The organism is Streptomyces sp. NPDC048182 (assembly GCF_043202555.1).
Classification (GTDB): domain Bacteria; phylum Actinomycetota; class Actinomycetes; order Streptomycetales; family Streptomycetaceae; genus Streptomyces.
In genome coordinates this window covers 53,217-65,419 of record NZ_JBIDAQ010000013.1, presented here as the reverse complement: position 1 = coordinate 65,419, position 12,203 = coordinate 53,217, and the positions used below count along the sequence as shown (strand labels likewise).

Sequence of the window (12,203 nt, the reverse complement as noted above, 5' to 3'; positions counted from 1 at the left end):
TCCGGGGCCGCACGTCACCCGAGTGCGCGGCAGGGGGTCAGGCCCGGCGGGCGTCCTCCCGCTCCGCCGTCGCGGTCTCGGGGTCCTGCGCCGCGGTGCGGCCGACGCGGATCACCCGGGAGCGGCTGTGCAGGCGCAGGGAGACGGTGGCCAGGGCGACGGCGACCAGGGCCATGGCCGCGCCGGCCCAGGCCGTGGCGGCGTAGCCGAAGCCGGCGTCGATGACCGTGCCGCCGAGCCACGGGCCGCCGGTGTTGCCCAGGTTGAACGCGGCCGTGGTGGTGGCGCCTGCGAGGGTGGGGGCGGCGCCGGCGACGTTGAACAGGCGGGCGTTGAGCGCGGGGGCGGTGTAGAAGGCGGAGACGCCCAGCAGGAAGGAGAGCGCGATCACGGCGGCGAGGCTGGACGCGGCCAGCGCGAGGGCGGCGAGCAGCACGGTGGAGGCGGTGATGCCCGAGACGAGCACGCCGAAGAGGTGGGCGTCGGCGACCCGGCCGCCGACAGTCGTGCCGACCAGCGCGCCGAGGCCGAAGAGGGCCAGCACGGTGGGGACCCAGCCGTCGGGGAGGCCGGCGACGTCCGTGAGCAGCGGGGCGAGGTAGGAGAAGGCGCAGAAGACGCCGCCGGCCGAGAGGGCGGTCATCGCGATGGCCAGCCACACCTGCCGGTCCCGGTAGATGGCGAGTTCGCCGCGCAGCCGGGGGCGCCGCTCGGGCAGCGGGATGCGCGGGATGAGGGTGACCACGCCGACGAGGGCGACGGCGGAGGCTGCGCCCACGGCCCAGAACGCGGAGCGCCAGCCGAGGTGTTCGCCGAGGAAGGCGCCCGCCGGGACGCCGAGCACGTTGGCGATGGACAGGCCGCCGATCATCACCGCCATGGCCCGGGCCCGCGCGGTGAACGGCACCATCGCGACGGCGACGGCCGCGCCCACCGCCCAGAACCCGGCGCAGGCCAGGGCGCTGACCACGCGGGAGGCGAACAGGACGCCGTAGCTCGGGGCGAGGGCGCCGGCGATCTGGCCGAGGCCGAAGACCGAGATCAGCGCGACCAGGGTGGTCTTCCTCGGCAGCCGCAGGGTCGCGGCGGCGAGCAGCGGGGCGCCGATCACCATGCCGATGGCGAAGGCCGATATCAGCAGTCCGGCGCGCGGGATCGACACGTCCATGTCGTCGGCGATGGGCGGCAGCAGGCCGGAGAGCATGAACTCGCTGGTGCCCAGGGCGAACACGGACAGGCCGAGGATGTAGACGGCGAGCGGCATGCGGGCGGCGGCGGAATCGGCGGGCCGAGCGGAGGGTTCACGCATGATCGTCGTCAACGACGGCCGGCCCCCCTGCCATTCCCGCGCAGCCGGGCATCTCGGCAGGCGGACGGCGGTCAGTCCTCCGTGCGCGCCACCCGGGGGATCCGCCGCTCCCAGGTGCGGTGGAAGACGACCTGCTCGCCCTCGCGGCAGACGACCTCGTTGGTCGCGAGGAAGTCCGTCGCGTCGCAGGCGGTCTCTGAGCGCGTCTCGATGCGCACGTCCCAGCCGCGTTCCGGGCGGTGCAGCCGGATCGTCCAGGCGGACCGGGCCCGGGCGGAGAGCGGGTCGTCCTGCTGGATGGTGTACGTCTCCAGCGCGTCCTCGGAGAACTCCAGGCCGTCGGGGTAGACGCGGGTGCCGCCGTAGCGCGGGTCGACCTCCAGACGCCACACGCCCTCGGCGACGTCCCGCACCACCAGCCGCTCGGGTCGCTCCTCCTCCAGGGTCGCGGGCACGGCGACGCGCAGCGGTTCGGCCTGCTCGGGCGGTTCGAAGGCGATGGCGGCGTCCTCGGCGGAGGTGTCGCCGTCGCGTACGGGGAGTTCGAGCGCGGAGCCGGCCGGGTCGAGGACGAAGCCCGCCGCAGAGCCGGACTGCGGCCAGATCCAGGGCCAGTAGGCGGAGGAGACGGCGAGGCGGACGCGGTGGCCGGCCGGGAAGGCGTGGCCGATGCCGTTGAGCTCGAAGGTGACCGTCTCGGTGGCGCCGGGCGGCCAGGGCACGCTCCGGTCGCGGCCCTCGCGTGCCGCGAGGTTGAGGGCGCCCCGGGTGACCAGCGTGGAGGAGCCGTCGGGCGCCACGTCACACAGCCGGGCGACCACCTGTCCGAAGGGCACGTCCATGCGCAGCCGCAGGGTGACCCGGGGGCGGCCGAGGATCTCGACCGGGGCGTCGGTGACGGGGAACTCGTAGCAGGCGGAGCGGGCGTCCTCCTCGCGCTGGTCGGGCGGCAGGTCGGCGTCGTTGCCGAACGGGAAGAAGCGCCCGGCGTCGACGCCGGTGTGCTGCGGGGAGCGGACGAGGACCGGGTCGCCGCCCAGGGTGTGGGTGGAGGGGGTGACGTTCGGGGACGGCCAGGCGGTGTCGCCGACCCAGCGGCCGGGGAGTTCGGGGTAGACGGTGGCGGGGCGGTGCGAGTCGCTGATCCAGGAGCGCAGCAGCGGTTCCGTCATGATGCCGGTGTCCCGGCCCTTGAGGTGCTGGTCCCACCAGCGCAGCGTCTCCTGGAGGAAGCCGATCGCCGGGCCCGGCGGCAGGCCCCGGTCCGGGTACTGGTGGGACCAGGGGCCGATCAGCCCGCGCACCCGGTCGGCCGGCAGGTGCTCCACCAGGCGGAGCACGGTGTCGCGGTACGGGTCGTGCCAGCCGCCGACCGCGAGGACGGCGGCCCCGATCGCGCCGTAGTCCTCGCAGACGCTGCCGTGCCGCCAGTACGCGTCGCGGGTCTGGTGGGCGAGCCAGGTGTGCAGGAAGGGGTCGACGTCCTCCAGGCGGGTCAGCCACAGCTCGCGCCAGTCCTCCCCGGCGTACTCCGGGTCGGGCGGGCGGCAGACGAAGGCCAGCATGGTGGCGGCCCAGGCGTGCATGTCGACGCCGAGGACGGAGCCGCCCATGTAGTGCACGTCGTTGTCGTAGCGGTCGTCGGCGGAGCAGACGGTGACGACGGCCTTGAGGGGTTCGGGGGCGAGGGCGGCGATCTGCAGGGAGTTGAAGCCGCCCCAGGAGATGCCGAACATGCCGACCCCGCCGTCGCACCAGGGCTGCGCGGCGAGCCATTCGACGACCGCGACGCCGTCGGCGAGTTCGGTGGCGTCGTACTCGTCGCCGGGCAGGCCCTCGCTGTTGCCGTGCCCGCGCACGTCGACGCGGACGGAGGCGTAGCCGTGTCCGGCGTACCAGGGGTGGCGCTGGCTGTCGCGGGGCGCGGTCCAGTCGCTGAGGCGGTAGGGCAGGTACTCCAGGAGGGCGGGGACCGGCTCGCCGGTGACGGGGCGCCAGATCCGCGCGTACAGCCGGGTGCCGTCCGGCATCGGGATGCGGACGTCCTCGCGGGTCGTCTCGTACGGGAAGTCCGTGGCGATGCGCATGGGCGGTACCTTCCGGCGGGCCGGTGGGCTGTTTCAGTGGACGGGGTGCATGGTGCGGCGCAGCCAGGGCGCGAGGGCGACGACGACCAGGCCGAGGAGGACGGCCACGGCGCCGTTGACGCCGAAGTAGGCGGGGTGGGAGACGTCGTCGTAGACCTTGACCACCTGGGCCTGGATGCCGTTGGCCATGGCCAGCGAGAGGAACCACAGGGCCATGGTCTGGCTGGAGAAGGCCCGCGGGGCGAGCTTGCTGCTGGCCGAGAGGCCGGACGTCTCCAGGAGCACGTCGCCGAGGCCGAGCAGCAGGTAGGAGCCGACGATCCACCAGGCGGCCATCAGGTAGTCGTCGCCGGAGTGACCCGAGGTGGGGATCACCATGAGCAGGAAGGACAGACCGCCGAGGATCACGCCGAGGGCGATCTTGTTGGAGACGTGCGGCTGGCGGCGGCCGAGCCGCACCCAGACGGCGGCGACCACGGGGGCGAGGGCCACCTCGAAGGCGCCGAGCGCGGAGGCGTACCAGCTGGAGGGGAAGTCGAAGCCGAGGATGGTGCTGCGGGCGTTGGTGGAGGCCAGCAGGATCATCGTCGAGTACGCCTGGAAGAGGATGAAGTTGAAGACGACCGAGGCGAGGAAGAGCACGATGTAGGGCCGCAGCCGCCCGCGTTCCTCGGCGCTGACCCGGGGACTGGTGAACATCACCCAGAAGTAGACGACGGGGGCGATCACCGAGACGATCGTGAGCACGTCCACGAACCGGTCCATGGTGAGCCAGCCGACCCCGGCGAGCAGGCCGCACAGCGCGGCGAAGGCCACGGCGCCGACGATCATCAGCCGGACCGCGCGGCGCAGTGCGGGCGGGCTCAGCGCGAACTCGGCGGCGTGCTTGCGGCCCGCCAGGTGGCGCCGCCCGGCGACGTACTGGATCAGGCCGAGGGTCATGCCGAAGGCGGCGGCCGAGAAGCCCCAGTGCCAGCCCTGGTGCTCGCCGAGCCAGCCGGTGATCAGGGGGCCGGCGAAGGCGCCGATGTTGATGCCCATGTAGTAGAGGGCGAAGCCGGCGTCGCGGCGCTCGTCGTCGGTGGCGTAGAGCTTGCCGACCATCGCGGCGACGTTGGGTTTGAGCAGGCCGGTGCCGGCGCTGATCAGACCGAGGCCGACCCAGGTCATGGTGGCGGTGGGCACGGCCATCGAGTAGTGGCCGAGCGCGATGAGGACGCCACCCCACAGGACGGCGCGGTAGGAGCCGAGGATGCGGTCGGCGAGCCAGCCGCCGGCGACGGAGACCAGGTAGACGAGGGTGCCGTAGGCGGCGGACACGGAGGCCGCGGTGCCCTCGTCCATGCCGAGGCCGCCGTGCGCGACCGTGTCGGCGAAGTACAGCACCAGGATGGCCTGCATGCCGAGGAACGAGAAGCGCTCCCAGACCTCCAGACCCGACAGGGTGAGCAGACCCCTGGGCTGCCCGAAGAAGGCGCGGTCGTCCCGGGTGGGCGGTTCCTCAACGTCGGCCGTCACGCTCTTCAGCGTGGCACATAAGCCGCATACCGGCGCTTCCTCAGGGCTCGTCCACCATGGTTCGCGCGGCATCGCACGCGTGATCGAGTGCGCCCCTTAGGGTGACGCGCATGTCTGCCACCCTGGATTCCGCGCGCACCCGCGGCGCGCTGCGCACCACCGCTCGCGTCAGTCTCGACACGCTGCTGGTCCTCGCCATGGCCGCGGTGACCCTGTGGCTGCTCGGCCGGATGTGGTCGGTCGTGTGGCCGCTCGTGCTGGGTCTGCTGCTGACCACGCTGACCTGGCCCGCGGCCCGGTTCCTGCGCCGGCGGGGGTGGCCGCCGGCCCTGGCCGCGTCCGTGGTGACCGTGGGGTTCCTGCTGGTCGCCGCCGGGATCGTGGCGCTGATCGCGGTGCCGATGGCCTCGCAGACCGACCAGCTGACCGACGGGGTCGCCGAGGGCGTGCAGCGGCTGCGCGACTGGGCGGCCGGGCCGCCGCTGAACATAGGCGACGACCAGGTGGACAAGGCCGTCGACTCGGCGATGGCGCGCGCCCAGGACGGCCTCGGCGCCACGCTGACCACGGTCGCCACCGGCGTCAGCTCCGTGGTGAACGGCCTGGTCACCGCGGTCCTCGCGGTCTTCCTGATGTTCTTCTTCCTCAAGGACGGGCCGCGCTTCCTGCCCTGGCTCACCCGCCAGCTGCCGGGCCGGCTCGCCACCGACGTGCCGGTGGTGGCCCGGCGCGGCTGGCAGACGCTGGGTGCCTTCGTCCGCTCGCAGGCGCTGGTCGGGCTGCTCGACGCGGTGTTCATCGGGCTCGGCCTGTGGATCATGAACGTGCCGCTGGTGCTGCCGCTGGCGGTGCTGACCTTCGTCTCCGCCTTCGTGCCGATCGTGGGGGCGCTGTTCGCCGGGTTCGTCGCGGTGCTCATCGCCCTGGTGTCGGGCGGGGTGACGGACGCGCTGATCGTGCTGGCGATCATCGTGGTGGTGCAGCAGCTGGAGGGCAACGTCTTCCAGCCGATCATCCAGAGCCGCGGGCTCGGCCTGCACGCGGCGGTGGTGCTGCTCGTGGTGACGCTGGGCGGCAACCTGGCCGGCGTGGTGGGCAGCCTGCTGGCGGTGCCGGCGGCGGCGCTGATCGCCGTGGTCTGGGGCTACGTACGGGACCAGCTGACCGAGCCGCCCGGGGAGCCGGCGCCCGTCGAGCCCTGAGCGGGGCCGGTCGAGCCCTGAGCGGAGCCGGTCGCGCCCTCGCTGATGGCCGCGAGGTCGGCCGACAGGGTCGCCAGCCAGTTCTCCACGTCCATCAGGACCGGGAGCACGCCCGGCGGCACCGCCGACTCCACCGTCGCCGGCACGCGCGGCGGGCGCGGCCGGACGCCGCCCGGCGGGAAGGCGGCGGCCCGGGCCATGTGCGCCGCCGTCGACCCGGCGGCCGCGCACGCCCACCGGACCGCGTCGGCGGGCACTGCGCCGGCCACCGGGGCGCGGGGCAGCCAGTAGGCGCCGACCAGGGTGTGGACGCCGCAGTTCAGCGCGGCGGACCAGTCCCGCTCGGGCCGCCCCCGCCCACGCCCGGGCTCGCACCGGAGCTGCGCGTAGGCGGCCTCGGCCAGCCGGAGCCGGTGCAGGGTCCGCCACGGGTCCCCTGCGGAGCCGGGTGCCGGCGGCGGGGCGAGGGTCGTCGTCACCGTGGCCGGGAGCAGGGCGGCCGCCTGACGGAGGAGGGCGGCCATGCCGCGGCGGACCTCGGGGGCGGCGCCCGCGGGCCAGGCCAGGACGCCGCACAGGAGGCCGACGGCGGAGCCCGTGAGGACGTCCACCGCGCGCGCCTCGCCGATGTGCCAGGTGATCGGCTCCAGCTGGGCGAAGGCGGTGGAGACGACGAGGGTGAACAGCCCCTGCGCCCAGGCGACACCGGCCACCGGGCCCACCGTGAAGGCCAGCAGCATCACCGGGACGAGGGCCGCGGCGTACACCTCCGTGGCCCCGCCCGCCCCCAGCGCGAGGCCGGCCGCCGCCAGCGCCCCGGCGAAGGTGCCGGCCACCGCGGAGCGCACCGCCGACCAGGTGGCGCCGGCCGTCGTGCGGCCCAGGGTCAGCACGGCGAGCAGCACCCAGAAGCCGTGGGACAGGTCGAGGGAGCCGGCGACCAGGCGTGCGACGCCGAGCCCGAGGGCCGTGCGCACCGCGTTCTGGAACACCACCGAGCGGGGCGTCAGGTTGCCGGCGAGGCGGCGCAGCAGCAGCCGGGCCGAGGAGGGGGCCGCGTACCAGAACTGCTCGGCCGGCAGCCCGGCCACCTCGCGCTGGCCGCCCAGCGCGACGGACAGGGCGGTCCGGGCGGTGACGGCCGAGGACGCGGTGGCGAGCACGGCGGCCTGCCGGCGCAGGACGTCCGGCGGCGGGGGGCGCTCCGCGAGCGCCGCCCGGGCGCGGGCGGCGAGGAACTCCGCGACCATCTCCTCCAGTGCCTCGGGGCCGGCCACGGGGCCCCGGCCCCGCAGGTCGCGCGCCATGGCGGCGCACTCCGCGCCGACACCGTGCAGCAGCGTCGCCGAGGCGAGGTCGCGGTCCGGCGGCGGGGCGGGGCACCCGGCGGTCCGGGCCAGCTGGTCGAGGAGCCGCCGGGTGGCGGAGCCGGTCTGGGCGAGCCCGCGGGCGGTGCGCCCGGCGCCGGTGGGACGCACGGCGGGCGGCAGCCGGGAGAGCCGCAGCCGCTGGCCGGCCGCGCACAGCTCCCGGGCCAGGGCGGGGTCGGCCGGGCCGCCGGCCGCCGCGGCCCGCGCGCCGTGGGCGGCGGTCTCCAGCGCGGCGGCGACCCTGTGCCGGTAGCGCACCGCGGCGGGCGCCGGCAGCAGCAGCCACTCGCACAGCGCCAGCAGGGTGCCGCCGGTGAGCAGGCCGAGCAGCCGTTCGGGCAGGGCGTCCGGGACGTACGGCGGGAAGCAGGCGAGGATGTAGAACAGCTGGAGCCCCGGCGCGGCGCCGGCGGCGGCCGGGCCGAGGGCGCCTCCGAAGGCGAGCGCGAAGCCGACGACGACCATCCCCGCGACGGCCGGCGCCGTGGCCACGGCGAGGGCGGTGCCGAGCGCGGTGAGGGCGAGGGCGGCGGGCAGCACCCGCAGCACGGTGAGCGCGCGGTCGCGGCCGGAGCCGGGCAGCGGGGACAGGATGCCGAGCGCGACGGGCGCGAAGAAGCCGTAGAGCCCGCCGACCGGCGCGTCGAGGACGTACACCGCCAGGTAGAAGACGGCGCTCGCGGCGGCGGTGACCCGCACCGCCCGCCGCGCGGCCGGCGCGCGCTCGGGGGACGACGACCGCGTCGGCATGGCGGCTCCTTCCCGCGGCCCCGCGGCCCCCGCCCGGGGCACCGCCCCGCCGCCGTACCTCCATTGTCGGCACCGGCGCCCCGCGCACGACTCCGGCGGCTCAGCCGGCCAGCTCCCCCAGCAGGGCCCAGGTGCGCAGCCGGTCGGCGTCCCCGGCGAGGTCGGTCAGGGAGAACGCCACCTCGGTGGCACCGGCGTCCCGGTAGCGGCGCACCTCCTCGGCGACCGCGCGCTCGTCGCCGATCACGGCCAGGTCCACCGCGCGCCGGGCGCCGGATGCCTCGATGGACCGGGCGTAGGAGGGGATCTGCTCGTAGAAGGCCAGCTGTCCGGCCGCCTTCTCGCGGACGCCGGCCACGTCGTCGGTGACCACGCCGGGCACCAGGGCCACCACGCGCGGCGCCGGGCGTCCGGCGGCCTCGGCGGCGGCGGTGACGGCCGGGACGATGTGCTCCTCCAGGGCGCGGGGCCCGGCGAGGTAGGGCAGGATGCCGTCCGCGAGTTCGCCGCTGACCTTGAGGGCCTGCGGGCCCATCGCGGCCACGAGGATCGGCACCCCGTCGTCGGCGCCCGGCACGACGGCCGGCACGGGGGTGCCGGCGGTGATCAGCTCGCCGTGGAAGTCGGCCGTGCCGGTGCCGGTCACCTGGCGCAGCACGGTGAGGAACTCGCGCAGCCGGGCGACGGGCCGCTCGAAGGGGAGGCCGAACGCCCCCTCCCCGATCAGCTTGCTGCCCAGCGCGATGCCGAGGTGGTAGCGGCCGTGCGTGGCCGCCTGCGCGGTGAGGGCCTGGGAGGCCACGGTGAGCGGGTGGCGGCCGACGATCGGGATCGCGGAGGTGCCCACCTGCAGCTCCGGCACCTCCCGGCCGACGATCGCGGCGAGTTGGGGTGAGTCGGCGCCGAGGGTCTGGCCGAACCAGGCCGAGCGGATTCCGGCGTCCGCCGCCTGCCTCGCCAGTTCCACGGTGGCGTCGATCTGGTTCTCGGTGTCCGTCGTGTGCAGCGCCACTCCGATAGTCATGACTACGGGAACCGGGCGGGCCCCGCGGCCGATTCCCCGTCGTTTGTGACAAGCATGTGTCGGCGTTCCAAGTGCCGGCGCCGTTCCGGCCGAACGTGCTTTGACATCGCTCGCACGTTCGGTCATGGTTCAGCGCATGTCGTCCCAGCACGCCTCCGCACGCGCCGCCATCGAGCTGGCGCTGATCGGCGTGACCCCGCTCTGCGTGGCCGACATCCTCTGTCGCTGACGTCCGCCTCCGGCGCGCGCGGCGCCTTTCCCGGTGCCTGGCGCACGCCCGTTCAGCATTTCGTCGCCTCGTGGTCGCGCTGCTCCGCCCCGCGCCCGGAGCCGTGCCGTCCGCCACACCCTTCCCCTGTGTCACCGCCGTCCCGAGATCCGGGACGGCTCGTCCGAGAGGTCGTCCTCCGATGCGTCATCCGTCCCGCAGATCGCGCGCCGCCGCCGCGCTGACCGTCAGCCTGCTCGTGACGGCCGGTGCCGCCGCGTGCGGGCCCGAGGACCAGGACGCGAAGTCCGGCGACGCCGACACCGCGCCCCACGAGGGCGTCACGCTCAGCGTGCTCAACGCCGACCCGCAGGAGGACTTCGACCCCGCGCGCCTGTACACCTCCGGCGGCGGCAACATCCCCTCCCTGGTCTTCCGCACCCTGACGACCCGCAACCGGGAGAACGGCGCCGAGGGCGCCAAGGTGGTGCCGGACCTCGCCACCGACACCGGGCGGTCGAGCACAGCCCGGTGGGCGAGGTGCTGGGCGCGCCGGCCGCGCCGTACACCCGGCGGCTGCTGAAGGCGGTGCCCCGGGTGGACGTGCCCCGGCGGCGGGGCCCGGCGGAGGCGGCCGGGGGATCCGGGGAGACCGCGCCGGTGGTGCTGGCCGCCGACGGGCTGCGCCGGGTCTTCGGGCGCGGGCCGAGGGCGTTCACGGCGGTCGACGGCGTGTCCCTGGAGGTCCGCCGGGGCGAGACGCTCGGCGTCGTGGGCGAGAGCGGCAGCGGGAAGACGACGCTGGGCCGGATGCTGGTGGGGCTGCTCCCGCCGACGGCCGGCCGGGTGCTGCGGGACGGCGTGCCGGTGAGCGGGGTGCGGCCGGACGTGCAGATGGTGTTCCAGGACCCGGTCTCCTCCCTCAACCCCCGGCGCACCGTGGGCGAGTCGGTCGCCGACCCGCTGCGGGCCCGCGGGGAGCGGGATCCGGCGGTGCGGGAGCGGGTGGCGGAGCTGCTCGAGCGGGTCGGTCTGGAGGCCGGGCACCACGACCGCTACCCGCACGAGTTCAGCGGGGGCCAGCGGCAACGGGTCGGCATCGCCCGCGCGCTCGCCGCCGGGCCCCGGGTGCTGGTCTGCGACGAGCCGGTCTCGGCGCTGGACGTCACGACGCAGGCCCAGGTGGTCGCGCTGCTCGACGAGTTGCGCCGGGAGCTGGGGCTCGCCCTGGTGTTCATCGCCCACGACCTGGCCGTGGTGCGGCAGGTCAGCGACCGGCTGGCGGTGATGCGGCGGGGCCGGGTGGTGGAGTGCGGCCCGGCGGAGGAGGTGTACGGGGCGCCGCGCGACGCCTACACCCGGCGGTTGCTGGCCGCCGTGCCGTCCCCCGACCCGGCGCTGGCGGCGCGACGAAGGGCTGAGCGCAGGGAGGCGGCCGGAGTCTGAGACTCCGCGGTCCGCCCGCACCGGCGAGGTGCGGGCGGACCGGGCTCGGGCGCTCAGACGAAGGCGCTCTCGCCGGTGACCGCCTTGCCGACGATGAGGGTGTTCATCTCCCGGGTGCCCTCGAACGAGTAGATGGCCTCGGCGTCGGCGAAGAAGCGGGCCACGTCGTAGTCGAGCACGATGCCGTTGCCGCCGAAGATCTCCCGCGCCCAGGCGACGACCTCGCGCATCCGCGCGGTGACGTGGGCCTTGGCCAGCGAGGAGTGCTCGTCCTTGAAGACGCCCGCGTCCTGGAGCCGGGCGAGCTGGAGCAGCATGCCCCAACAGGCGGTGATGTTGCCGAGGCACTTGACGAGCAGGTCCTGCACGAGTTGGAAGCCGGCCAGCGGGCGGCCGAACTGCTCCCGCTCGTGCGCGTAGGCCAGGGCCGCCTCGTAGGCGCCGATCATCACGCCGAGGGCCTGCCAGGCTACGCCGCTGCGGGTGGCCCGCAGCACCTCGGCGACGTCGCGGAAGGACGCGACGTTCTGGAGCCGGTCGCGCTCGGGCACCCGGACGCCCTGCAGGGTGATGTCGGCGTTCTCCACGATGCGCAGGGAGGTCTTGTTCTCGATGCGGCGCGCGGTGAAGCCGGGGGCGTCCTTGCCGACCACGAACCCCTTGACCTGGTCGTCCTCGACGTCACGTGCCCAGACCACGACGAGGTCGGCGAAGGTGGCGTTGCCGATCCAGCGCTTGGCGCCGTCGAGGATCCACTCGTCGCCCTCGCGCCGGGCGGTGGTGCGCATGCCGGCGGCCACGTCGGAGCCGTCCAGCGGCTCGGTCAGGGCGAACGCGCCGATCGTGTCCATCGCGGCCATGCCGGGCAGCCAGCGCTCGCGCTGCTCCTCGTCGCCGCCGGAGTGGACCGCGTACATGGCGAGGCCGTTGTGGACGCCGAAGAAGGTCGCCACCGAGGCGTCCACCCGGCTCATCTCCATCGCCATCATCCCGGTCAGCAGGTGGCTGACGGCGGGGCGGTGCTCGCCGTATCCCTCGTAGGACAGCCCGGCGAGGCCGCTGTCGCGGAAGCGGGCGACCAGTTCGAGGGGGAAGCGCCCCGCCGTCCACGCCTCGTTGACCAGCGGGGCGACCTCCTCGCGCATGAACCGGCGGGTCCGGTCGAGGATCTTGCGCTCGTCGTCGGGCAGCGCGCCCTCGAAGTCGTAGAAGTCGTGGGAGGCCGGTTCATGCGTGCGATCAGTCATGCCCCCCTCCTTCCACGATCACGTCGCGCGATGCCTCGGGGC

Annotated in this window: 8 protein-coding genes and 2 pseudogenes; 4 read left to right on the top strand and 6 right to left on the bottom strand. The window is 75.1% G+C overall.

All coding sequences use genetic code 11. The features are described from left to right. Positions 1-37: 37 nt before the first annotated feature. The 3 genes from ACGFZL_RS24005 to ACGFZL_RS23995 form a co-directional block, all read right to left on the bottom strand. The gene (locus ACGFZL_RS24005) at positions 38-1,264 is read right to left on the bottom strand and encodes a Cmx/CmrA family chloramphenicol efflux MFS transporter (protein ID WP_393694780.1); all 1,227 of its coding nucleotides are present in this window, start codon (positions 1,262-1,264) and stop codon (positions 38-40) included. 116 nt (positions 1,265-1,380) lie between these two features. Next, positions 1,381-3,396, bottom strand: a complete 2,016-nt coding sequence (locus ACGFZL_RS24000) for a CocE/NonD family hydrolase (RefSeq protein WP_393694564.1) — start codon at positions 3,394-3,396, stop codon at positions 1,381-1,383. Positions 3,397-3,429: 33 nt separating this feature from the next. Beyond that, on the bottom strand, positions 3,430-4,914 hold the full coding sequence (locus ACGFZL_RS23995; RefSeq protein ID WP_355171838.1) for an oligopeptide:H+ symporter: 1,485 nt from the start codon (positions 4,912-4,914) through the stop codon (positions 3,430-3,432). 110 nt (positions 4,915-5,024) lie between these two features. Between ACGFZL_RS23995 and ACGFZL_RS23990 the strand changes: the two genes are divergently transcribed. Then, positions 5,025-6,116: an AI-2E family transporter gene (locus ACGFZL_RS23990; RefSeq protein WP_393694562.1), complete on the top strand. Its 1,092-nt coding sequence runs from the start codon at positions 5,025-5,027 to the stop codon at positions 6,114-6,116. Here ACGFZL_RS23990 and ACGFZL_RS23985 read toward each other — a convergent pair. Beyond that, on the bottom strand, positions 6,059-8,236 hold the full coding sequence (locus ACGFZL_RS23985) for an FUSC family protein (protein WP_393694560.1): 2,178 nt from the start codon (positions 8,234-8,236) through the stop codon (positions 6,059-6,061). The genes ACGFZL_RS23990 and ACGFZL_RS23985 overlap by 58 nt on opposite strands. Before the next feature lie 100 nt (positions 8,237-8,336). Further along, a complete protein-coding gene (locus tag ACGFZL_RS23980; RefSeq protein ID WP_393694558.1) occupies positions 8,337-9,260 on the bottom strand; it encodes an LLM class F420-dependent oxidoreductase in 924 nt (307 codons plus the stop codon). 136 nt (positions 9,261-9,396) lie between these two features. Between ACGFZL_RS23980 and ACGFZL_RS23975 the strand changes: the two genes are divergently transcribed. The 3 genes and pseudogenes from ACGFZL_RS23975 to ACGFZL_RS23965 form a co-directional block, all read left to right on the top strand. Continuing rightward, positions 9,397-9,489 carry an Ms4533A family Cys-rich leader peptide gene (locus ACGFZL_RS23975; RefSeq protein WP_355171846.1) on the top strand — a complete coding sequence of 31 codons (93 nt, stop codon included), beginning with the start codon at positions 9,397-9,399 and terminating at the stop codon, positions 9,487-9,489. A 181-nt stretch (positions 9,490-9,670) separates the two neighbouring features. Continuing rightward, positions 9,671-9,985: pseudogene (locus ACGFZL_RS23970) on the top strand (ABC transporter substrate-binding protein); the annotation flags it as partial. Next, positions 9,973-10,914 (top strand): annotated as a pseudogene (locus ACGFZL_RS23965) (ABC transporter ATP-binding protein); the annotation flags it as partial. The pseudogenes ACGFZL_RS23970 and ACGFZL_RS23965, both read left to right, overlap by 13 nt. Before the next feature lie 53 nt (positions 10,915-10,967). On the opposite strand, the gene ACGFZL_RS23960 reads toward ACGFZL_RS23965, so the two are convergent. After that, on the bottom strand, positions 10,968-12,161 hold the full coding sequence (locus ACGFZL_RS23960; protein WP_393694555.1) for an acyl-CoA dehydrogenase family protein: 1,194 nt from the start codon (positions 12,159-12,161) through the stop codon (positions 10,968-10,970). Positions 12,162-12,203: the final 42 nt, after the last annotated feature.